Source organism: Acinetobacter sp. ACNIH2, assembly GCF_002934965.1.
Lineage (GTDB): Bacteria > Pseudomonadota > Gammaproteobacteria > Pseudomonadales > Moraxellaceae > Acinetobacter > Acinetobacter tandoii.
Genome location: NZ_CP026412.1, coordinates 2,689,269 through 2,711,705 on the forward strand (window position 1 = coordinate 2,689,269; position 22,437 = coordinate 2,711,705).

Here is a 22,437-nt window from a genome sequence, read left to right on the forward strand (position 1 = left end):
GATTTTACTGAATCTTTTTTTTAATCAGGTTTGCGGAAAAAAAGTCCAATACCAATCAAAAAAATAAGACCAGTTTGCATGAAAAAGGCAGTATTAAATCCTGCATAAAATTGCTGTGCATAGCCTGCAATCATCAAGGCTCCAATCCCATAAAAAAGCATGTATAAGGGTCTAGAGAAAGCATAAAGCACACCAGATAAGCTAAGAAAAAAACATCCTATAGTCATGTAGTGCAGATCCCAAATGACACTATGGACGGCAAATAATATACAGACCAATAATCCAATAGAAAGATTCCGATAACTTTGAAACCCTCTGTCAATACGATAGAAATAAGCGACAAGTAAGGGAATGAAAAGTAATAACAATGGAAAATAAGTTAGCTTGTTACGTCCTAAAAAGAAGCTTGAAGGCTTGGAGGTAATTGGGTTTTCATTAAAGCTTAATCTAACCCAACCATTTTGATAACCTTTGGGTATTTGGGCATTCACTAAAAATTGTAATTGTTGCGCGTGTACAACAGGAAGTACATAGGCATCGCTATGTCCATAAAAGTACCAAGATTGATTGGTTTGGATAGCTTGATAGTCAGTGTTATTTGCTGTATTGAAGTTAAAAAATGGAGTAGGGGTAGATTGAGATGATAAGGATGTACAGGCTTGTATTAATGTCCCATTGGTACAGATAGGTAGGACATAAAATTCAGCATCTTTACGAGAGCTCTGTTGACCACCAAAATCCAAATAAAAATGGAGTTGGCTGCTTTGATTATTAAATGTAGTGGATGGGCTAAGCCAAGCACGATCTCCTAAACTTTTGGTTAATTCATTCAAGTTCAAATTAGTTTCAATTACATTTGAGTCAAATTGACCTATAGGAATAATCCATTGTTGTGTGGCGGGAATGGGTTGATTATTAACAGCATCATATAACACTGGTGGGGGTGTTACTCAGTTGTTCGACTTTACCTTGTGGATGACAACTGACTAAGACAAGACCGATCAGAATAAGAAAGCTGATGAGCACAATGCTGAAAATTTTGAGCCTGCGCAAGGTTGAATGGTGTGTCGAATTCATATACTGAACTTTTTATAAAGAATATAAGATATTTTTTTCATTATTTAGGCATAAAAAAGCCCGCTTTAATGCTGCGGGCTTTTTTGTATTTGGCTCTCCAACCTGGGCTCGAACCAGGGACCTGCGGATTAACAGTCCGTCGCTCTACCGACTGAGCTATTGGAGAATCTGAGTGCGATTATAAGCAGATTTTAAAGTAGGTCAAGCATTACTAGCATAAAAAGAGAGATTTTAAAGTTGTATGTTTTATATTTGAGCAAATGAAAAGAATTTATAGAAAAAATTAACTTTTGACTTGTACTTTGAAAAAAGCGTTGTTAGATTAATTGAAGAAAGTTGTTGAGGTATAAACCTTAACAGTGTGGATTTAAACCAACTTGCCAGCACTAAAATGGCTAAATCGGAGTAAGCGAATGAATACGCTCAGCATCCCTGAAATTTTTTCTCAATTGTCATATTATCAAGAAAACTATTTATCTTTGATTCAGCAGCCAGAATTGTATTACACGGCTGTGGAAGGAGCTTTTGTATCTATACAACCATTTGCTACGGTGCAATTATATTTAGGTGATTTATTGCAACTGTGGTTTTCAGAAAAGTGGTTGGTTGAATCTGAACGTGAAAGTTGGATTGCAACATATTTTTCTGAGCAGACCGAAGCGCAAGAACGTGTTTATATTTATGCTTTAGAAGGCAAACTCTGGTCTAAGCCATTACAAGCTCAAGCTTGGTCGAAATCACAGCATGCGTCATGTACTGTTCAGCTAGAACGAACTCTGAAATATTATTGCTATTACAAAGCTTTAACTGCACCACAGTCGAAATTAAAATCTGTGCAAAAAACCTTTCATCATGTTTAATTTAATATTATTGCACAACACCAAGGGGTGTTGTGCAATCGCATTTACGCGCGAATAATCATGCATGTGGCTGTCGCATGCGCATAGAGTTTTCCTTCTTCATCTATGATTTTTCCTTCAGAAATCCCCAAATTCTTACTCATGTTGATGACCGTTCCAATCGCAATGAGTTCTTTATTTTGAGGAATTGGACGGCACATTTTAATATTAAGATCGATGGTGCCATAGCCGACACCTGCCTCAAGCATAGTGTGAACTGCACAACCTGTTACTGAATCAAGTACTGTTGCTGCAAAGCCACCATGTACGCCACCTAAGGGGTTTAAATGGCGCTGATCTGCCTTGGCTTTAAAATGAATGCTACCAAGTGTGACTTCATAGGGTGCCATAGGGATCGTTTCACTGATACTCGGTGCAGGTACTTTTCCAGCACACATGGCTTCGAGCAACTGTAATCCAGTCATTTCTTTTATGTTCATTTGCAATCCTTTAATTTATCAAGTTCTAAAAAGGAACTATATGGTTAAGATAATAGTGAGCGCAAAATGAAGTCAAGTGAAGATGAAGACTGGGGGGTTACGCATCTAGCTCATAAATTTTATCGAGGCTATCTGCTCCCGTTAAAATATGTAGAGAAATGCGTTCACCTGTTGCCCAAGTGGCTTGATCAGAGTTGAAGTCAACATCAACAATATCTAAATCACGGCAAAGGGTTAAAGCACTTTCGATAACGATAAACTGCGGTGAACGGGCTTTTAAGCATTTAGCAATGTAACGTTTAATATTTTGTTGTCGGTATACATCGATAATCTTATAGCGCATGATGAACTCATAGGCATTTAGCTGTGTGTGAGCGTATATTAGAAGATCGAGCCAAAGGTTGCTATGCTTAATGTGTTGCGAAATGTTTGATTCATAAAAATAAATAGGGTTTACATTTATTTATAAAGTGTAAGCAGTAGAATGAGTAAAATTATTTTTTAATACACATTGATGAAAATTAAAATAGTTCAAGAGGTGTCAAAAATGAAAAAAAGGCATGCGCAGTGTTTATGTGGGACAACACAATTTGAAGTAAATTTAGCAAATTATCAAGTTCATGTGTGTCATTGCTCGCTTTGTCGTCGGCAAAGTAGTGGCTTACTTATGACGATTGATGTAAAACCTGAAAGTTTGGTTTTTTTAAAACAGGATCAATTGGGAGTTTTTAAATCATCGGAATGGGGTGAACGTGGTTTTTGCAAGCAATGTGGGACCACTTTGTTTTGGCGTATGCACGATCATAGTTATTGTAATATTAATGTGTTTGCACTGGATGAATTGCCTAAAGAGCTGAGTTTAGACATGGAAATTTACATTGATAATAAACCCGATTTTTATTCATTGAATCAGCCAACTAAAAAATTAACAGAGGCTGAAGTGGTGGCGATGTTTAACCCCTAAATATCTGTCGATAGTTATAAGATATAGAAATAAAAAAGAGCTCAACTGTTGTAGAGCTCTTTTTTACAAAATAATGGATGGGATTATTTTGCCGCTTTTTCAGCTTCAATCGATGCAATTGCAGCGTCTACGCCTTCAATTGAATCTGCTGCTTTCTTGATACGAGCAAGTGCATCTACAAGTACTTCATCAGCAGTTGCGTAAGAAATACGCATGAAACCACCAAGACCGAATGCATCACCAGGAACTACGGCTACGCCAGTTTCTTCTAATAACCATTCAGAGAATTCTGTGCAAGATTTTAAACCTTTTGCACGAATTAACGGACGGATGTTGGCATAAGCATAGAATGCGCCATCAGCAGGTAAGCATGAAATACCGTTGATTTCGTTTAAGCCATTCACAACTAAGTCATGACGACGTTTGAATGCTTCAATCATTGGCTCAAGTACATCTTGAGGGCCATTCAATGCAGCTTCAGCAGCAACTTGCGAAATAGAAGTTGGGTTAGAAGTTGATTGAGATTGAATTTTTTTCATTGCGCCAATGATTTTTGCAGGACCCGCTGCATAACCAATACGCCAGCCAGTCATTGCATAAGCTTTAGACACGCCGTTTAATACGATTGTACGGTCATATAAGTCTGGGGCAACAGTGGCGATGTTGTAGAACTCGTCATCCCAACGGATTGGTTCGTACATGTCATCAGATGCAACAAATACTTGTGGGTGTCGACGCAATACTTCAGCTAAAGCTTCAAGTTCAGCTTTGGTGTAGATCATGCCTGTTGGGTTAGATGGGCTGTTCAGTACCACTAAACGAGTTTTTTCAGTGATCGCCGCTTCTAATTGTTCTGGTGTAATTTTGAAACGCTGTTCTTCACCACATTTCACAATGACAGGTGTACCTTCAGCGATGATTACCATATCTGGATAGCTAACCCAGAAAGGCGCAGGAATAATCACTTCATCGCCTTTGTTTAACAAAGCTAAAGCTAAGTTAAAGAAAGATTGTTTACCACCGCAAGAAACCAAAATTTGGTTTGCTTGGTAGTCAAGGTTATTGTCGCGTTTAAGTTTTGCAATAATTGCTTTTTTAAGGCCTGGCGTACCATCTACAGCGGTATATTTAGTAAAACCGTTGTTAATTGCTGCAATAGCAGCATCTTTGATGTGTTGCGGGGTGTCGAAATCTGGTTCACCAGCTCCCAAACCAATGACATTTTTACCAGCAGCTTTAAGTTCAGCAGCTTTGTTAGTCACAGCTAGTGTAGGGGACGGTTTGATGGCATTTACACGATCAGATAGACGTACGTCCACGGCGTTATTCCTTCTTATGGAGGGTAAAAAATAAAAAGCATATTATCTTAGCCTAAAAAGAGTGACTGCGTCGTTTAAAAAAAGTACAAATTCATAAAAAAGCGTAAAATAAATCTTTTTTGCTTTGAAAGCAGGCAAAAATTATTAAGTGGTAGGAAGTCACTCGCAACTGAGCGTAAAAAACTTTAAACTACTGTCAGATTTTATTTGAGTCATGGTCATGAGTAAGCAACAGCCTACGAATAAGCCATTGGTGAAACTCCCATTCCCAATGCCAGCAACTGATGAGCAATCGTCAGACTCAGCTGCCCATAATCAGGTGCGTCCTAAACCTGAGCAATACGCAGATCGAACTTGGATGCCTCCACGTGGTACACGACGTTCGATGGGTAAACGTTAAAAAAAGAAGTGCACATGCACTTCTTTTTTTATGAACAAAATTAACGTATGCGACGTTCATTGTGTTCATAATACTGTTCTTTATTTAGATACATCATTTGATCTGCGCGTTTAAGCATGTCTTCAACACGTTCATGTGCTTTGATAGTTGCATGTCCAATCGATAAGCTAATCGGTTGACTGGCATAAAATTGATTATCGACATGTAGCAGTTCTTGCAAACTCTGCAAGCAGTTGTGTAAGGCTGCTTCATCTGCACCTGGCAAAAGTACCACTAATTCATCACCACCTATTCGGGAAGCAGAATATAAAGTATTTTGAATGAGCTGATTTAATATACCGCCCATGCGTCGAAGTAGTCCATCACCAACATCATGTCCTAAACTGTCATTTACTTCTTTTAAGCCATTCATATCTAGAAAAATGCAGGAGACTGGACGTAAAGGACTACGTTCCAAGCGATTCATTTCTTCGGTGTAAAATGAGCGATTGTAAAGTTTGGTCAAGACATCATGTTTGCCCAAATATTCCAGATAATTTTCGGCTTTTTTTCTTGCTGTAATATCGGTCAGAGCAACTTGCACCATGCTCCAATCATCTTTGTAGTCTGGGAAAACGGTAAATTGTAGTAAGACATGTCGGATACTGCCATCAAGGGCATAATTTACGGCTTCCCGTTGATGATGAATGTTGCCATTCCATAATTCAATTAATTGCTCACGGAACGTTTGTACCATTTCTTTCGCAAAAATTTTATGGGTATTTTTGAATAGAGTATCTTTGTCAGCCGCGCCAAATAAATCAAGTGTTGCTTGGTTGACATCAATGATAATAATGTCCTGAATACATTGCAGAATAAAATCATGATGTACATCTAAGAAGGTTTGAAAATCCTGAATGCCCATGTGCTTGAGTTGATCTAGACGATATTTGATTCGGCTGAAATCTTCGACCCACAAAGAGGTTGGAGAATATTTAAACCTTGATTCAGCAAGTAGTCGGTTTTTTTCTTCTAATCGACAGGCTGTTTTATATGGTGTGATATCTTCAGTTGTGATTAATAGTAGTGATAAATCATGTTCATGCCCAGGAATAACTGTACCTCGTAACTGAATATCTAAGCGTTGTCCTGAAATGGTGTAATTGACTGTACTACTGATAAATTCAGTATGACCTTCCCATAAACTGATTAATTCTTGAATATGAGTTTTGGCCATGTCTTGTTTGAAGATGAGATCCAGATTTTGTTGTAAGTGAGCCAAGTCTTGAGCCTGAAAGAGCTCTAAAGTTTTGGTGTTGACTTGTAGAATTTTAATTTTACGTGCGCAGTCTAATACGCGAAATTCATCTTCGAGTAAAAAGTGTTGGAGGTCTTGGATACCTTGTGCTCGCCAGAGATCAAATTGTTTTTTGACCTCGCTAAAGTCTTCTAGCCACATGGCGATGGGGGATAATTCAAAAATTGAGGAATCTAATAATTCCATGGATTGCTCGTATTTATTATTTAAGTTGAACTTAGTATAGGGATAATTTTTTCATTTTTAAATCATGTGATTAATAAAAGCATTAAATCTAAATTGGTGATGATTTTGGCATTAAACTTGCCACAAAATGGGGTTGTCTGAACGTATTTTCATTGCAACCCCATATTAATACAGTTGAATTAGTGAGCTGCTTTTCGGGCTTTATTCTCAGGTTTAGGTGCTGCTATTTCGCGTTGATGATTCCAGACATCGAGGAAATCTTGTTCATTGATGTTGTAAAGCTCAAGTAATGCAAGCACTACACCGCCAATCACCATGCGACTTTCTAAAGGTGAATCTACCTTGAAGCCTTGTGCATCTAATCGGTGCAAAATATCTTCAATTTCAAAAATACGATCTCGCCCATTACTGTCGGTTGGATACATTGGTGTATTTAAAATGATTTGTGCCAGACTTTTTTCATTTTCTGCCAATGGAAGCTGTTCAATCACTTGATCAAGTGGTTCATTGGGGAATATGACGTGATCTTGCAAAACAGCTTTTAAGAATGCTTGGCGTAATTTAGGTAAAGTTTGCTCCACAAAAGGACGGAATGAAACAGGGAAAATGACGTTATGAGAAATGCCTTTAAACATCGGTGCAATTTCTTCAACTTTATAACCTGCAACACCACAGCCTACGGAAGTAATGAAATATTTGGTTTTAGGATGATGCTTGGTATAAATTTTAAAATCATCAATATAATGTTGAATTTGGGATAGTGGCATTTGTTGTAAATGTTCATTCATGGTGGGAATGGCATAGCTTTGACCTGCCCAGCCACGCCCTGAACCTTTCATGGCACCAAAATGTAATAAGGCAATTTTAGCAGCACCGCCCGCATGCGTACCCGCCAGATTACTGCCAAAAACAAACACGGTATCTTCAGGTAAACTTTTTACAATTGTTTCATCGTGGTAATGGTAGCGCATAAGTATTTTATCTAATCATCATTATTGATTCATGTTGCAACTGAATAGAGCATGGGTCAAGCGTAAATAAACAAATCACCATAGAAAAAAATAGCTCAGTACACCACCAATAAGCCAAAATAATATCCCTAAAGCCGCTAAACGTAACTGTTGCTTTATAATTGTCCAATTGTCATTTTTCTCCATTTGGATATCCTTTAAAAGTATTTTTGATAAATTCCAAATAAAACAAACAATAAATAGCATGCACCCATTACAAATGCTACCTCCCCAAAATAGCTGAGTTGGTTGTTGAAAGCAGTTTGCTCAAAGTCTTTCCTTTTCGATTTTTGTAATTTTTTCTGCTGAAGTTGTAATCGTCGTTGTGGTATTTTATCGTAGGGCATTTTCAAACCAAACTAATTAGGAGTATGTTAGAACTTGTTATTCTTATAGCCTAATAGTCGTTCTAATGATTGTAAATCAAAAAAATAAGATTGAGTAAATGCCAATAGCCCCCATACTATGTTAAGTCATAAGTGTACCGAAGATGGAAACCATGCAAGAGCGTCAAAAACCTGTGCAAGATAACCAACAACCTTTTGATTTGGTGACTCAGTTTCAACCTGCTGGGGATCAGCCGCAGGCGATTGAAAAACTGGTACATGGTGTTGAGCAAGGTTATCGCAATCAATTATTACTTGGTGTAACAGGGTCTGGTAAGACGTATACCATGGCGAACGTGATTGCTCGGACGCAACGTCCCACTATTATCATGGCGCATAATAAGACGCTTGCAGCCCAGCTTTATGGCGAATTTAAAGCATTTTTCCCGAATAATGCGGTTGAGTATTTCGTCAGTTATTACGATTACTATCAACCTGAAGCTTATGTGCCGTCTTCAGATACTTTTATTGAGAAAGATGCTGCCATTAATGATCATATTGATCAGATGCGTTTGTCTGCAACGCGGGCTTTACTTGAGCGCCGCGATGCCATTATTGTCGCTTCGGTTTCTGCTATTTATGGTTTGGGTGATCCGAATGCCTATATGAGCATGTTGTTACATATTGTACAGGGCGATCGAATGAACCGAGATGACATCATTCGTCGTCTGGTTGAAATGCAATATAGCCGTAATGAATTGGAATTTTTACGTGCGACTTATCGTATCCGTGGTGAAATTATTGATATTTTCCCCGCCGAATCGGATCAACATGCGATTCGAATTGAACTGTTTGATGATGAAGTCGATTCCATCCGTTGGTTTGATCCATTAACAGGAAAAATGATTAGAAAAGTCCCACGTGTCACTATTTATCCGAAAAGCCATTATGTAACACCCAAAGATAATCTTGAGCGTGCGATTGGTACCATTCGAGAAGAACTCAAAGATCGTCTTGTATTTTTCCGTGAACACGACAAATTGCTAGAAGCGCAGCGAATTGAACAGCGTACCCGTTATGATTTGGAAATGATGCAGCAGTTGGGTTATACCAATGGCATCGAAAACTATTCGCGTCATTTATCTGGAAGACCATCTGGGGAAGCACCACCTACTTTATTTGATTATGTGCCTGATGATGCCTTGTTAATTATTGATGAATCACATGTGACTGTGCCACAAATTGGCGCTATGTATAAGGGTGACCGTTCGCGTAAAGAGAATCTGGTGAACTATGGCTTCCGTTTGCCAAGTGCGCTAGATAACCGTCCAATGAAATTTGAGGAATGGGAGCGCATTGTTCCGAGTACCATTTATGTGAGCGCAACCCCAGCAAAGTATGAATTGGAAAAATCGGAACAAGTGGTTGAACAAGTGGTGCGACCAACAGGATTGGTTGATCCTGAAATTGAAATCCGTCCAGTATTGACACAAGTCGATGATGTGCTGTCTGAGATTAATATCCGTAAAGAGCTCAATGAACGTGTTTTGGTGACGACATTAACCAAGCGAATGGCGGAAGATTTGACCTCATATTTAAAAGAATATGGTGTGAAAGTCGCATATTTACATTCAGATATTGATACGGTTGAGCGCGTCAAAATTATTCACGAATTACGTTCAGGTATTCATGATGTTTTGGTTGGGATTAACTTGTTACGTGAAGGCTTAGACATGCCGGAAGTGTCTTTGGTGGCAATTTTAGATGCTGATAAAGAAGGCTTCTTGCGCTCAGAACGTTCTTTGATCCAAACCATTGGTCGTGCTGCACGTAATTTAAAAGGTAAAGCGATTTTGTATGCTGACCGTATCACCGACTCTATGCAAAAGGCGATTGATGAAACTGACCGTCGTCGTGCTAAACAAATTGAGTTTAATTTAGAACACGGGATTACACCACGAAGCGCTGTGCGTCAGGTTGTCAAAGAAATTGACACAGGTGAAGTACTCAATGATGATCAGATTGAAGCCAATATTGCAGATCAGGCACAAGCCTTATCGGCAGATGAACAACATATTTTGGCGAATCCGAAATTGTTCAGTAAACATATTACTAAACTAGAAAAAGAAATGTTGAAAGCATCTAAAGAGTTGCAGTTTGAGCAAGCAGCACGTTTACGTGATGAAATTGTGCGGTTGAAAGCACAGTTGTTGCAATAAAGTCACAAACTTTTTGCAGCAAAATCATTACATAACGCTACAGTGTGTAGGATCAAAGCCCGTTATTTTTTAAAGAAATTACATTCGGGCTTGGTCCAGATCAATCATTTAAAGGATGTTGTTATGAGTGAAAATCATCTTCCTAAAGCAAGTTGGCGTATAACAAAAATAGTCATTGGTGGGGCGATTTTAGTGGGGTTGGGGGCTGCGACTTTGGCATATGCGCAAACCAGACCCATGCCTGTGGTTGAAAAAGTCGAATTAGACCGCTATTTGGGAGTGTGGTACGAGATTGCTCGGAAGCCTATGTACTTTCAAAATAAATGTGCGCGTGATGTATCTGCGACCTATACCTTAAATGAAAATGGCAATGTGAGTGTGGATAACCGTTGTTATTCCAAAGAGGGGATTTTGCAGCAAGCCTTAGGTGAAGCCTTTGTGCAAAATCCGCCATTTAATTCGAAGTTACATGTCAGTTTTTTACCCGAAGCCGTGCGTTGGATCCCTGTTGCACGAGGCGATTATTGGATTTTGAAAATCGATGATGACTATCAAACAGTGTTAGTCGGTGAGCCGCGCCGTAAATACATGTGGGTGCTGTCACGTACACCAGAAGTAAAACCAGAAGTTATGAATGAATATTTAGAATATGCTAAAAGCTTGGGCTATGATTTGAGTGATTTAATTCGAACAGCACACACTAAAGGCAAAGCAGAATAATTTTAAGACCTAGAATAGATCTTGAGGATAGATTATACGAACACATTCAAAGTTGTGACTTGTGTGAAAGTTATTCTAATCATGACGTATTTTATTTAACTTATCGCTATACTAAGCCCAGCAAATAGTTTGGGTGAAAAGATGTATAAAGGCGTAGCACTGTCGGTATTGGCATCCGTCACATTTGGCGTGCTTTACGGCTATACAGAATTTTTAAAACCTTTAGATAGTGAGCAGACTTTTGCTTGGCGTATGTTGTCGACATTGCCTTTTTTAACCCTATTTATGTGGTGGTCAGGCGAACTCAAGCTTATTGCCGAACTATTCAAAAAAGTACTCCAAAATCCAATTTATCTCCTTTGGTTGTTCATCAGTTCACTGTTATGTACCTCGCAGTTATGGTTGTTTCTCTGGGGACCAATCAATGGGCGGGGTTTGGCGGTATCTTTAGGATATTTTTTACTGCCTTTGGTTATGGTGCTGATTGGTTGTGTCTTGCATAAAGAGAAACTTTCCCGTTGGCAACTATTGGCTGTAATTCTTGCGGCACTGGGTGTCATCCATGAGATTTGGCGTATAGGTAGTGTCGCGTGGGAAACATGGTATGTTGCCTTGGCTTATCCTTTATATTTTTATTTACGCCGACGCTTTAAATCCGATCACTTGGGTGGTTTTTGGTGGGATTTATTTTTAATTCTTCCAGTCGCTTTTTATCTGTTATCGCATGCAGAAGCTTTAAGTGTCATATCACATTACCCGCATTTAATCTGGGCAATTATTGGTTTGGGTTTTTTAAGCGCACTTGGTCTGGGAAGTTATATCCTAGCAAGCCGTTTTTTGCCGTTTATTTTATTTGGTCTGCTTAGTTATTTAGAACCTGTATTGTTGGCGACGGCATCAATTGCTTTAGGTGAGCAAGTTGCGCCAGAAGAATGGCTGACTTACATCCCAATTTGGTGTGCAGTTTTGGTCTTGGTGCTTGAAGGGTGTTTACATCTATATAAACAACAGCGTCAGAAACAAAACCTCGTCCGTAATATTGATAAAGCAGAAACACGCTTAAATGATCAAGATTAGTTGTTCTATTAAGGGCGTTTAGGCTAGCTAAGAATCCACAAAATGAAGGGATTCTCATGTTCTCTTTTGGGGGTTAAAAGAAAGTCAGATTTATTGAAATTTGGCAGGAAAAGTACAATCATCATAAAAATTACAACTATTTTGTAAATTTATAATGAATATGTAGGAAAATAGCAGCGACTGAACCAGCTTTTGATTCAAACTTGGCGCTAAATCCTTTACAATCGTTGGGTTTTAAAATTTATGCTTAGATTAAATTAATTAGAGGACGTATCTGTGAGCAAAGAGACTATCATCGCCCTACACGCAGAACACCAAGGTCGCTGGAAAAACCGTGAAGAAATCGCGGAACAAATGATCGCTTTGATCGGTCAGCTTTACCGTGAAAAAAATATTGTGGTTTCAGTGTTTGGACGTTCTTTAGTTAACCGTTCAGTTATGCAAATTTTAAAAGCACACCGTTTCACTCGTATGATGGACGTTGAGCTTTCAGTTGTACACACGTTCCCAATTCTTCAAGCGTTGGCTAAAATTGAAAATATCGGTACTGCTGAAATTGATCTAGGCAAATTAGCTGTTGCATTTAAAGAGCAAGGTGGCGATGTTGATGCATTTGTTGCAGCTGCTGTTAAATCTGTAGAAGGTCGTGCGACTTCAGTAGAAGGTCGTGACGTTGTCCTTTACGGTTTTGGCCGTATTGGTCGTATCCTTGCACGTTTAATGATTGGTCAGTCTGGTCTTGGCCGTGGCTTAAACCTAAAAGCGATTGTAGTTCGTAAGTCATCTGACGGTGATTTAGAGAAACGCGCGTCTTTATTGCGTCGTGACTCAATTCATGGTCCATTCTCTGGCACTATTTCTGTAGATGAAGAAAACGAAGCAATTATTGCTAACGGTCAATTCATCAAAGTTATTTATGCATCTAATCCAACTGAAGTTGATTATACTGCTTATGGTATTACCAATGCGTTAGTGATTGACAACACGGGTAAATGGCGCGATGCAGAAGGTCTTGCACAACACCTTAAATGCCCAGGTGCTGCACGCGTAATTTTAACTGCACCTGGTAAAGGTGAGATGAAAAACGTGGTGTTTGGTGTAAACCAAGCAGACATTCTGGATGAAGACCAAATCATCTCAGCTGCAAGCTGTACAACCAACGCAATCACACCAACATTGAAAGTATTACATGACAAATACACAGTGTTAAATGGTCACGTTGAAACAGTTCACTCGTTCACAAACGACCAGAACTTAATCGACAACTACCACAAAGCAGACCGTCGTGGTCGTGCTGCAACATTGAACATGGTAATTACTGAAACTGGCGCGGCGAAAGCAGTTGCGAAAGCACTTCCAGCACTTCAAGGTAAATTGACAGGTAACTCTGTACGTGTTCCAACACCAAACGTTTCACTTGCGATTTTGAACTTAACTTTAGATAAAGAAGTGGATCGTGAAGAAGTAAACGAATACATCCGTCAAATCTCAATCAGTTCAAACCTTCAAGGTCAAATTGGTTACACCAACTCAACTGAAGTTGTATCTTCTGACTTCATCGGTTCACGTACTGCGGGTGTGTTTGATGCACAGGCAACGATTACTTCAGGCAACCGCTTAACTGCATACGTATGGTATGACAATGAAGTGGGTTATAGCTGCCAAGTATTACGTATTGCTGAACAAATGGGCGGCGTAAGCTATCCAAAAGTTCCTGCTGAAACAAATGCATAATTTGTTCGGTTAAGAAAAAAAGAGCTTCAGAAATGAAGCTCTTTTTTTTGTATCAAAACTTCCGACATTCTTTTTTGAATTGACCAAAATAATAAGATGCATTCATATTAGGTCAATGCCATAATTCCGACAAAATTAGTAGTATTAAGCCAAGCGCGCTATGTTAGTGTCGCTTTTTCATCTCAAAATAAATGTGATCATTACTCGATTGGAATTAAAGACAGTAATGGTCGATAGAACGACTCAAATGAATTGAGTCTATTAAAAACGAACTTAAAGGATTAAGTCATTGCAAATAAAAAAAGTGCTTGCTGGTTTGGCATTTTTGAGTCTAGCAACCCTCAGCGGTGTCTTACTTGCAATTTGGATCTTTCAACATTTCAGTATTTATATTCCTCTGAACAATCAAGCTGTGAATATTGACTTGCAAGAGCCATTACAGGCCAAAGTTAAAATACATGATGCCTTAGATGTGGATGTCTCTGGGCGAATTCGCGCTGAAATTCCAATTCAAGAACAGCTTGAGATTCCACTGGCGCAGACACTTACCCCACGCGTGTATTTTGATAATCAAGTGCCAATTAAAACTATGATTCCTGTGCGAGAAGCTCTGAAAGTGCAGCAAAATTTACCCATCGATACGCGTGTAAATGTGATGATCATGGGGAAAAATATTAGTCTGCCGTTAAAAGGCTCAATCCCGATCAATCTTGATGTGCCGATTCAGATTGATGTGCCATTAGAACAAAATGTACATCTGAAATTTGATGCCCCAGTGCGAACGGTATTGAAAGAAAATCTGCATATTCCTTTAAATGCAACGTTAAAGACCGAAATACCAGTGCAAGGGCAATTAAATGTACCCATTAAGACAGCCCTTAATGCCACCGTAGATGTGAAAAATACCTTGCCCGTAAAAATTCAGAATGGACAACTCAAAGTCCCTTTAAATACGGTAAAACTTTCGTCTCCTCTATACGAACAACCACAGTTGGTTCGAGCTGAATAGGAGGGATAAGCAGGTGTGTTTTTCTTATCGCTTTTGGTGTTTGAGCTTTATTGGGTTGGTCGCTACGATTGCGCTTTTATTTTGGTTGTACTTGAATGTGATTGCATCGATGCAAATTTCAGCACACCGCTCCGAAATTATATTGCCAACATCTTTGCCGACTCAAATTCACGTGGGCAATTATTTGGATATTCATTCTAAAGGGCAGTTGAATACAAAAATTGATATTGATCGGCAATTGGAGTTGCCGTTAAAAGGAAAATATCTCGCCGATTTACAGTTTGAAGTGGAAACGCCGATTACTGTGAATCTTGACTATCAAACCATGATCCGTATTGATCAGTTGATGCCTGTGGAAACGACTACAGATTTAATTTATCAAAATCGTTTGTTGCCTCAATTCCCTCTGAAATTAAATATTCCAGTTAAATTGGACGTACCTTTCCATTTAAAGCGAGAGTATACCATTCCTGTGAAGATTCAATTTGATGGTCCCGTGTATTTTGAATTTAATGAACCTGTTGGTTTACACGTCGTTCATCATTTTGCACCACAACTCAATTTGAATGATCCAATGAAGATGGAGCGCATCGCAAGTTTTAATGCCACCATGTACAACGCCGTACGAAAAACCTCAGCCAATTTAGAACTGAATATGCATTTGCCTGTACGGAATATTCATCCTTGAGTAAAGAATGCAACGCTTCCTTGATGGTTAAAGATTAATCTGGTAGCTTACCTATTGAAAGTACGTATAAGAAAAGTAAGCTGATTAAAGTAAGGGGAATACATGAGTACCTATGCAACCAGTAATCTATTGGGGCAAGTTCTTTCAACTGCTTGCCCATCACGCGAAATACTTGAGCATCTTTCCAGTAAATGGTCGTTGTTGGTGTTGCATTGTTTAAGTGAAGGTGTACACCGCTTTAGTGAATTAAAAATAAAAATTGAGGGGATTAGCGAAAAGATGCTGTCGCAAACCCTGAAAACATTAGAGCAGGATGGTTTTATTCTACGGACAGTTTATCCGATTGTGCCACCGAAGGTTGAATATCAATTGACAATTTTAGGCTCGCAGGCTGCGGAAAAAGTGAATGAGTTAATTTTTTGGATAGAGCGAAATTTATCTGAAATCTTAGAACAGAAACCTAAAATAAACATTTAAATAAATGATCTACTTGGTCGTTTAACTTTAGGCATTAAGCCGCATTGAGATTAATCTCTATCTTAAGAATCTTAATTAAATTAAAGTTTAATGTTTCAACTATGCTTAAGTTCATTGTGTATAAATTAATGTAAAACAAGTATAAAAATAACTAGACCTATAAAAATAATGCGTGAAATTCATATTTAGTTGAATAATACTATTCGAGAAATTCTTTAAAATGTGGCAGAATAAGCGGTTTTAAAGATTTTAGAGGATTGGCAGTATGCGCTTTGTTGATGAAGCAGTCATTACCGTAGAGGCTGGCGACGGTGGCAATGGCGTAGCCAGTTTTCGCCGTGAAAAATTTGTACCTTTTGGTGGGCCAGATGGTGGAGATGGTGGTCGTGGTGGCAGCATTTATATTCAAGCTGACGACGACACGAGCACACTGGTAGATTATCGTTATACCCGTAAATTCCGTGCAGAACGGGGTAAAAATGGTTCAGGCGCAAACTGTGCTGGTCGTGGCGGACAAGATGTCATTCTCAAAGTTCCAGTTGGTACAACCATTGTAGATACCGACTCTGGCGACATTATTGGCGATTTGGTAGAAGATGGTCAGAAAATTCTAGTGGCTTCTGGTGGTGATGGTGGTTTAGGAAATACACACTTTAAATCATCAACCAACCGTACACCGCGTAAATGTACGCATGGTTTTAAAGGTGAATTCCGCGAAATTCGTTTAGAGTTGAAAGTATTGGCAGACGTTGGTCTATTGGGTATGCCAAATGCGGGTAAATCAACCTTTATTCGTGCAGTTTCAGCAGCAAAACCAAAAGTTGCAGATTATCCATTTACTACGATGGTACCAAACTTAGGTGTTGTCGATGCAGATCGTCACCGTTCATTTGTCATGGCGGATATTCCTGGACTAATCGAAGGTGCTTCGGAAGGTGCAGGTCTTGGTATTCGTTTCTTAAAGCATTTGGCACGTACGCGTATCTTATTGCATATTGTAGATGTACAGCCTATTGATGGTTCGGATCCTGCATATAATGCTAAGGCGATCATCAAAGAATTAAAGAAATTTTCTCCAACCTTGGCGAAACTTCCAGTGGTTTTGGTACTTAATAAGTTAGATCAACTTGCACCAGACACCAGTGAAGAATGGTGTAATCACATTCTTGAAGAATTAGAATGGAAAGGTCCAGTATTTAAAACTTCTGGTTTACTCGCAGAAGGGACAAAGCCAGTAGTTTATTACCTCATGGATCAAATTGAACAACAACGTGAACGCGAAGTTGAAGATCCTGAGTACGCAGCAGAAGTGAAAGCATTCCGTGAGCAGCTAGAAGCTGAAACACGTGAACAAACCATTGCCGCTAAAGAAGCTTATCGTGAAATGCGTCGTCAACAGCGTCTTGCTGGTCTATTGGGCGATGATGATGAAGACGATGATGATGGCGACGATGGCGATATGGAAGTGTTTTACGTTCGTTAATTTCCAAGCGAACAACATGTAACTGAGGACAAGATGATAGAAGTGGTAGATGGGCAACGTCAGCTCAAGGCTTTAAAACGTATCGTTGTTAAAATCGGATCATCTTTACTCACAGCAAATGGGCAAGGCTTAGATTTAGATGCAATTTCGCATTGGGCGAAACAAATTGCAGATTTACACCAAGCTGGACATGAAATTATTCTTGTCTCCTCAGGCGCTGTGGCTGAAGGTATGGTTCGAATGAAGCTAGAGAATCGACCCACCGATCTACCCAGTCTTCAGGCATGTGCTGCCATTGGTCAAATGGGTTTAATCCATACATGGTCAAGTGTACTCGAACAGCACAGTATTCAAACAGCGCAAGTGCTTTTAACCCACGATGACCTTGCGGATCGTCGTCGTTATTTAAACTCTTGTGATGCTTTGCAAAATTTAATCGATTGGCGTGTGATTCCAGTCATCAATGAGAATGACACAGTTTCAACTGATGAAATTCGTTTTGGTGATAACGATACGCTTGCAGCAATGGTTGCAGGTCAAGTCCATGCAGATTTGTTGATTATCTTAACAGATCAGCAAGGCATGTTTGATTCTGACCCACGCTCAAACCCAAATGCGAAACTGTTCCATACTGTACGGGCTTTAGATGAAAGCTTGTTTGATATGGCAGGTGGTGGTGGTAAGTTTGGTCGTGGTGGTATGCTCACCAAAGTTCGTGCTGCACGACTAGCGGCAAAGTCGGGTTGTCCAACCCTGATTGCGAGTGGTGAAAGTGATCAAGTGCTTGCCCGTTTAATGGCAGGTGAAATGCTTGGCACTTTGTTTATCACGGACAATGACCGTATTACCGCGCATCAGCAATGGTTGGCCGCACATTTGCAAACTGCGGGACGTCTAATTTTAGATGATGGTGCAGTTAAAGCCATTAAAGATAATCATCGTAGTTTATTACCTGTTGGTGTGAAAGCGGTTGAAGGGCATTTTGACCGTGGCGATGTTGTAGAGTGTGTTGACCCTTCTGGTTATCGTGTCGCGGTTGGGCGCGTTAATTTTAGTTCGCGTTCGGCAGAATTGGTTAAAGGTTTGTCTTCAGACAAGGTTTATCAAGTTCTGGGTGAAGCTCGTTCGCTTGAGATGATTCATCGCGATCATATGGCAATTTACTAAAAAATTTAAAAAAATCCCGCTTTAGAGCGGGATTTTTTATTTTAAGACCAAGTTATTTAATATAGCCTTTTTGAATCAGTGGTCTAAATACATAGAAGTGAAGCGTCAGTACCCATTCCATAAGTTTTTCTTTATAGTGATTCCAGAGCGTTAAACCAGACAAATTCAGCGCAAAAGCCAGTACAAAGGCACCGAGCATATCTAAAGGGAAATGAACACCTACATAAATGCGTGACCATGCAACTAACCAAGCCAGCATAATTAAGAAAATACCAAGTTTACGGTAAGTTGAAAAGAAATAAGAAAAAGCAATACTGCTAAAAATGAGCATATGATCGCTAGGAAAAGAGCCATTCGGTGAGTGATAAATCAAAGTTCGTCCAACATCCATCACAAAAGGGCGTGGGTGATAGTAGATGTGTGAAATACATTGACTGATGAAAAGCGCAATACTGGTAAAAATAAAAGCTTTAAGAATTTGTTTCTTTATTTGATAGTCACCACGTAACCAAAACCAAGCAAAAAGTGCAATCATGCAATACAACAGGTCATTCGCAATAAAAATCGCAAAATTAATCTTTAAGTCGCTAGCATCTGAAGATGCATTGATGAATGAAAAGAGCGAGAGATTGAGTTCAGAAAGAGACATGAAAGCGGATTATGTATGCAAAGTGCGTAAAGTGTAATAATTCTGTCATCCTGTTGAAATAAAAAAAGACTACAGATTTGTAGTCTTTTTTTATTTCAAGAAACTTACGTCGTTTACTTATTATTCAGCTTAGAAGTCAAATGAGGTTTGTAGGTAGAAAGTACGTGGTTGCCCAACATATTTACCGCCAGTCGAATCGGTAGAACGTGTGAAATATTGTTTATCGAACACATTTTTAATACCGCTAGCAATTTTTAAACCGTAGTATTGCTCACCAAAGTCATAGGCTGTACGTACTGCAAAAGTTGAGTAACCTGGAATATCCCCGTACTTACCATCCGAAGATTCTATAATTTGATAAATACCAGACTCTTGGTTTCCTGGAGAATGTTGTTTCGATTGTGCAAACATGTCGGCATTGATAGTCCATTGATTCACTTTATAGCCTAAACCCACATTGGCTGTATGACGTGAATAAAATGGAAGATCTTTATCTTTAAAGTTGCCTGCTTCAGCAACAGCCTTCGTGAAGGTGTAATTGCTATATATTTTGAGTCCCTCTAGGGCATCTGCAAGGTAAGCAAAGTCATAAGCCAGACCAAGTTCAACACCTTTATGGCTGGTTGCACCTAAATCGGTCCAATAGCCATTTTGAAGGGCGTCACGTTCTAGAATTAATTCTTTATTAAAGTCTAAATAGAATGCAGTTAATTCTGCATTCAAACCATTACCTAAATATTTTGTACCAATCTCATAGTTATTGGATTTCTCAGGTGAAAGACCATCTAAAGTAGAAATTGCTATACCTGTTTTTGAGTTTGTGGTTGCTAACTGATTGTATTGTTGAGGACCAAAAGATACGCCCGCATTTGCAAATATATTCCAGTTATCAGTGGCTTTATACATAATTGCCAGACTTGGTAACCATTCATCAGATTGAATGGATGGATTTACGGTATTCAGTAAGTTACCAGATTTATAGGCGCTAAAATTATTGTGCGTATCAATAGATTCAAAGCGGACACCAGGGGTAATTACCCAATTGCCTAAATCGAATCGGTTATCAATGTAGAAGGCATGTGCTTTAGTGCCACCTTTACTCGATGTGCGTGCGAGGAATTTCCCTGGTTGAGCATCAATAGCATAATCTGTACGTCCCGCAAACTCAGTACTATCTTCATCCATATAACGATAGCCGATAGTAACTTCACTCTGTGTATTACCAATTGAGTAAGCACGAGAAAAACGAGGTTCAATTGCAAATACAGAATAATCTCGAGGAGCATTGTCTAAACGTTTGAACGGAGTACCATCCTGACGTTGTTGATTTGTTCCCAAATTACTCGTACGGAATGAATCAATATAATAGGTTAATAATTCAAAATTATTTCGTTCATCTTGATGGGTATAACGCAAAGACACATCTGAACGACGACCTGCAAAATAGCTTTGTGATTGGTTGGATTGATATGGGTTTTCTGCATATTGTTTTGCAGTTAAACCTTCAGGCATTTCTCCACGACCTTCATAATGATGTAAATTTAGCGCTACAGCATCGGCATCTGTAATTTGGTACGCTGTTTTTAACATGACATCATCAATGTCTATTTGATTGTTAGCTTCGCGGTAAGCATTTCCTTTGGTCCCTGAATAAAGCAAAGCAAGCCCTAAACCGTTATCTAGAGTACCACCCATAAATAAACTTGGGCTAAGTTTGGTTTGATCTGTGCCAGAAGCATATTCAGTGGTTAAGCTTACACTGCCTGCAAAATCTTTTGGGATTGCACGCGTAGCAAAGTTGATAATACCGCCCACATTTTGTGGTCCAAAGCGTACGGAACCAGCACCACGAACAACGTCTATAGATTCAATATTGCCTAATGATACAGGAGCAAGTGAAAGTTGAGGTTGACCATAAGGAGCAAACGACAATGGTACCCCGTCGAGTAATACGGTTGAGCGAGGGGATAAACGTGAAGTTAAACCACGAACACCAATATTCAAAGAAACGTCACTACCGCCAGTGCCATTATTTTCTTGGACTTGGACACCAGGAACTTGTTTAAGTGCATCTTTAATGGACGTTGCCGCAACTTCATCTAAACGTTTACGGTCGATAATTGTGCGTGCCCCTGCATGTTTTTGAACTTTTTCAGCATTAGCATTTTCCAGCCAGTTACCTTCAGCTTGAAGGGTAATGGTCTGTAACGTGTTCACAGAATGACTATCTGAATCTGCTGCGAAAGCTGCTTGTGTGGCAAGACAGGTTAAGGCAAGCTGAATTGCTCGGGTTAGCGGTGATATTTTAGTTGGCTTGTGAATACCAGATAGAATCAAATGGTTTGACATATTGAACACAGAGATTGCAAATTTGACGATATAATATCGAGACTCTCGCAATTATTGAATAATAATAGTTATCATTAATTACTATTATTTTCCAAATTTATGATTAGATTTCGATCTTGAATATGATCTAAAACAACAAAAAATAAAAAACCGTGTCTGTGACACGGTTTTTAAGTTAAATCTAAAATTATTTAAACTGTACAGTACCGTTTGCATTCACCGTAATTTTAGATTCACCTGCTGCAACTTCAGGCATTGATGCTGCTTCTGCATCGGCAAATTTTGCCATACTGCTACGCATCATAATGGGTTGAGGGTAGTTGTTGCTGGTATTTAAATTTAAATTGACTAAATTATAGCCTGACTTATTCCATGACTGACTCAATAACTGCGCGCGCTGTTGGAAGTTTTTAGAGGCTTCAACCATAAGTTCATTTTCAACTTTTTTACGTTGAGCATCTGAAACAGTAAAGTTGATTGATTGAGTTTGGAAGTTTTGCTGTAACTCATTCACTAACTGACTCGCCGCTTTAAAGTCGGTACTTTCAATTTGAATTTCAGCACGACCACGCCATTCTTTTAATTTGCGACTATCGTTGTCATAAATTGGATAAGTCGTTTGAGACCCTGTTTCGACTTTTACATTTGGGTACTTACGCGAAGTCGCAATCGCCTGATTCATAAGTTGAATGATTTGGCTTGCCAATTCAGCAGGCTGTTTATTGCTCTTTTCAATATAGAGTACAGCGTGCATTTCGTCATTTGAAACTTGACGTGATGCTTCTGCTTGTACGTTTACTAAATTGTAATTCAAAGCTTCTGTTTGCTGCGCAAAAGCAGTGCTGCTGAATAAACCACCGAGGAGGAGGGAAGAAACTACAAAATGGCGCATAAGAAGTAACCTTTATTTGAATTTTTCAAACTTATTTGATTAAGGTAATGGTATA

General features: G+C 39.1%; 21 protein-coding genes and 1 tRNA gene. 12 read left to right on the forward strand and 10 right to left on the reverse strand.

The window, feature by feature from the left end; all coding sequences use genetic code 11:
- Positions 1-20: 20 nt before the first annotated feature.
- Positions 21-935 carry a hypothetical protein gene (locus tag C3F34_RS12640; protein ID WP_104441742.1) on the reverse strand — a complete coding sequence of 305 codons (915 nt, stop codon included), beginning with the start codon at positions 933-935 and terminating at the stop codon, positions 21-23.
- Positions 936-1,167: 232 nt separating this feature from the next.
- Positions 1,168-1,243, reverse strand: a tRNA-Asn gene (locus C3F34_RS12645).
- Between the two features lie 247 nt (positions 1,244-1,490).
- Here C3F34_RS12645 and C3F34_RS12650 point away from each other — a divergent pair.
- Entirely contained in the window at positions 1,491-1,937 is a 447-nt protein-coding gene (locus tag C3F34_RS12650) for a hypothetical protein (RefSeq protein WP_104441743.1), read from the forward strand.
- 44 nt (positions 1,938-1,981) lie between these two features.
- On the opposite strand, the gene C3F34_RS12655 is transcribed toward C3F34_RS12650, so the two are convergent.
- Positions 1,982-2,416, reverse strand: coding sequence for a PaaI family thioesterase (locus C3F34_RS12655; protein WP_044740236.1), 435 nt, complete (start codon positions 2,414-2,416; stop codon positions 1,982-1,984).
- A 97-nt stretch (positions 2,417-2,513) separates the two neighbouring features.
- On the reverse strand, positions 2,514-2,759 hold the full coding sequence (locus tag C3F34_RS12660; RefSeq protein ID WP_016166830.1) for a hypothetical protein: 246 nt from the start codon (positions 2,757-2,759) through the stop codon (positions 2,514-2,516).
- Positions 2,760-2,963: 204 nt separating this feature from the next.
- Between C3F34_RS12660 and C3F34_RS12665 the strand changes: the two genes are divergently transcribed.
- Positions 2,964-3,380: a GFA family protein gene (locus C3F34_RS12665; protein WP_104442350.1), complete on the forward strand. Its 417-nt coding sequence runs from the start codon at positions 2,964-2,966 to the stop codon at positions 3,378-3,380.
- Between the two features lie 83 nt (positions 3,381-3,463).
- Here C3F34_RS12665 and C3F34_RS12670 read toward each other — a convergent pair whose 3' ends face one another.
- Positions 3,464-4,699, reverse strand: coding sequence for a pyridoxal phosphate-dependent aminotransferase (locus C3F34_RS12670; RefSeq protein ID WP_016166828.1), 1,236 nt, complete (start codon positions 4,697-4,699; stop codon positions 3,464-3,466).
- A gap of 220 nt (positions 4,700-4,919) precedes the next feature.
- Between C3F34_RS12670 and C3F34_RS12675 the strand changes: the two genes are divergently transcribed.
- A complete protein-coding gene (locus C3F34_RS12675) occupies positions 4,920-5,099 on the forward strand; it encodes a hypothetical protein (RefSeq protein ID WP_016166827.1) in 180 nt (59 codons plus the stop codon).
- Between the two features lie 40 nt (positions 5,100-5,139).
- On the opposite strand, the gene C3F34_RS12680 is transcribed toward C3F34_RS12675, so the two are convergent.
- Together C3F34_RS12680 and C3F34_RS12685 are read right to left on the reverse strand one after the other, a co-directional pair.
- Positions 5,140-6,582 carry a sensor domain-containing diguanylate cyclase gene (locus tag C3F34_RS12680; RefSeq protein WP_044740239.1) on the reverse strand — a complete coding sequence of 481 codons (1,443 nt, stop codon included), beginning with the start codon at positions 6,580-6,582 and terminating at the stop codon, positions 5,140-5,142.
- 179 nt (positions 6,583-6,761) lie between these two features.
- Positions 6,762-7,553: a hypothetical protein gene (locus C3F34_RS12685; protein WP_104441744.1), complete on the reverse strand. Its 792-nt coding sequence runs from the start codon at positions 7,551-7,553 to the stop codon at positions 6,762-6,764.
- A gap of 538 nt (positions 7,554-8,091) precedes the next feature.
- On the opposite strand from C3F34_RS12685, the gene uvrB reads away from it, so the two are divergent.
- The 9 genes from uvrB to proB all read left to right on the forward strand — a co-directional run bounded on the left by uvrB (position 8,092) and on the right by proB (position 18,492).
- Complete coding sequence (gene uvrB / locus C3F34_RS12695) at positions 8,092-10,137, forward strand: excinuclease ABC subunit UvrB (protein WP_044740314.1); 2,046 nt, start codon at positions 8,092-8,094, stop codon at positions 10,135-10,137.
- A gap of 123 nt (positions 10,138-10,260) precedes the next feature.
- Positions 10,261-10,857 carry a lipocalin family protein gene (locus C3F34_RS12700; RefSeq protein ID WP_104441746.1) on the forward strand — a complete coding sequence of 199 codons (597 nt, stop codon included), beginning with the start codon at positions 10,261-10,263 and terminating at the stop codon, positions 10,855-10,857.
- Between the two features lie 141 nt (positions 10,858-10,998).
- Complete coding sequence (gene rarD, locus C3F34_RS12705; RefSeq protein WP_104441747.1) at positions 10,999-11,934, forward strand: EamA family transporter RarD; 936 nt, start codon at positions 10,999-11,001, stop codon at positions 11,932-11,934.
- Positions 11,935-12,210: 276 nt separating this feature from the next.
- The gene (locus C3F34_RS12710) at positions 12,211-13,668 is read left to right on the forward strand and encodes a glyceraldehyde-3-phosphate dehydrogenase (RefSeq protein WP_016166821.1); all 1,458 of its coding nucleotides are present in this window, start codon (positions 12,211-12,213) and stop codon (positions 13,666-13,668) included.
- Between the two features lie 289 nt (positions 13,669-13,957).
- Positions 13,958-14,677 (forward strand): MFS transporter, encoded by a 720-nt coding sequence (locus C3F34_RS12715; protein WP_104441748.1) that lies wholly within the window; start codon positions 13,958-13,960, stop codon positions 14,675-14,677.
- A 13-nt stretch (positions 14,678-14,690) separates the two neighbouring features.
- A complete protein-coding gene (locus C3F34_RS12720; protein WP_104441749.1) occupies positions 14,691-15,365 on the forward strand; it encodes a hypothetical protein in 675 nt (224 codons plus the stop codon).
- A gap of 102 nt (positions 15,366-15,467) precedes the next feature.
- Positions 15,468-15,842 carry a winged helix-turn-helix transcriptional regulator gene (locus C3F34_RS12725; RefSeq protein WP_104441750.1) on the forward strand — a complete coding sequence of 125 codons (375 nt, stop codon included), beginning with the start codon at positions 15,468-15,470 and terminating at the stop codon, positions 15,840-15,842.
- Positions 15,843-16,107: 265 nt separating this feature from the next.
- Positions 16,108-17,325: an Obg family GTPase CgtA gene (gene cgtA, locus C3F34_RS12730; RefSeq protein WP_016166817.1), complete on the forward strand. Its 1,218-nt coding sequence runs from the start codon at positions 16,108-16,110 to the stop codon at positions 17,323-17,325.
- A gap of 33 nt (positions 17,326-17,358) precedes the next feature.
- The gene (gene proB / locus C3F34_RS12735) at positions 17,359-18,492 is read left to right on the forward strand and encodes a glutamate 5-kinase (protein WP_044740247.1); all 1,134 of its coding nucleotides are present in this window, start codon (positions 17,359-17,361) and stop codon (positions 18,490-18,492) included.
- Between the two features lie 52 nt (positions 18,493-18,544).
- Here the strand turns inward: proB and C3F34_RS12740 are convergent, their stop codons facing one another.
- The 3 genes from C3F34_RS12740 to C3F34_RS12750 form a co-directional block, all read right to left on the reverse strand.
- Positions 18,545-19,141, reverse strand: a complete 597-nt coding sequence (locus C3F34_RS12740) for a phosphatase PAP2 family protein (protein WP_044740254.1) — start codon at positions 19,139-19,141, stop codon at positions 18,545-18,547.
- Positions 19,142-19,270: 129 nt separating this feature from the next.
- A complete protein-coding gene (locus C3F34_RS12745; RefSeq protein ID WP_104441751.1) occupies positions 19,271-21,490 on the reverse strand; it encodes a TonB-dependent receptor family protein in 2,220 nt (739 codons plus the stop codon).
- A 187-nt stretch (positions 21,491-21,677) separates the two neighbouring features.
- A complete protein-coding gene (locus tag C3F34_RS12750; protein WP_104441752.1) occupies positions 21,678-22,382 on the reverse strand; it encodes an SIMPL domain-containing protein in 705 nt (234 codons plus the stop codon).
- Between the last annotated feature and the right edge of the window lie 55 nt (positions 22,383-22,437).

Bases quoted from the DNA above. Each gene is read 5' to 3' on its own strand.
- cgtA (WP_016166817.1), top strand. From the start codon at position 16,108: ATGCGCTTTGTTGATGAAGCAGTCATTACCGTAGAGGCTGGCGACGGT.
- uvrB (WP_044740314.1), top strand. From the start codon at position 8,092: ATGCAAGAGCGTCAAAAACCTGTGCAAGATAACCAACAACCTTTTGAT.
- C3F34_RS12685 (WP_104441744.1), bottom strand. From the start codon at position 7,553: ATGCGCTACCATTACCACGATGAAACAATTGTAAAAAGTTTACCTGAA.
- rarD (WP_104441747.1), top strand. From the start codon at position 10,999: ATGTATAAAGGCGTAGCACTGTCGGTATTGGCATCCGTCACATTTGGC.
- C3F34_RS12675 (WP_016166827.1), top strand. From the start codon at position 4,920: ATGAGTAAGCAACAGCCTACGAATAAGCCATTGGTGAAACTCCCATTC.
- C3F34_RS12740 (WP_044740254.1), bottom strand. From the start codon at position 19,141: ATGTCTCTTTCTGAACTCAATCTCTCGCTCTTTTCATTCATCAATGCA.
- C3F34_RS12700 (WP_104441746.1), top strand. From the start codon at position 10,261: ATGAGTGAAAATCATCTTCCTAAAGCAAGTTGGCGTATAACAAAAATA.
- C3F34_RS12750 (WP_104441752.1), bottom strand. From the start codon at position 22,382: ATGCGCCATTTTGTAGTTTCTTCCCTCCTCCTCGGTGGTTTATTCAGC.
- C3F34_RS12660 (WP_016166830.1), bottom strand. From the start codon at position 2,759: ATGCGCTATAAGATTATCGATGTATACCGACAACAAAATATTAAACGT.
- C3F34_RS12655 (WP_044740236.1), bottom strand. From the start codon at position 2,416: ATGAACATAAAAGAAATGACTGGATTACAGTTGCTCGAAGCCATGTGT.
- proB (WP_044740247.1), top strand. From the start codon at position 17,359: ATGATAGAAGTGGTAGATGGGCAACGTCAGCTCAAGGCTTTAAAACGT.
- C3F34_RS12745 (WP_104441751.1), bottom strand. From the start codon at position 21,490: ATGTCAAACCATTTGATTCTATCTGGTATTCACAAGCCAACTAAAATA.
- C3F34_RS12665 (WP_104442350.1), top strand. From the start codon at position 2,964: ATGAAAAAAAGGCATGCGCAGTGTTTATGTGGGACAACACAATTTGAA.
- C3F34_RS12680 (WP_044740239.1), bottom strand. From the start codon at position 6,582: ATGGAATTATTAGATTCCTCAATTTTTGAATTATCCCCCATCGCCATG.
- C3F34_RS12650 (WP_104441743.1), top strand. From the start codon at position 1,491: ATGAATACGCTCAGCATCCCTGAAATTTTTTCTCAATTGTCATATTAT.
- C3F34_RS12725 (WP_104441750.1), top strand. From the start codon at position 15,468: ATGAGTACCTATGCAACCAGTAATCTATTGGGGCAAGTTCTTTCAACT.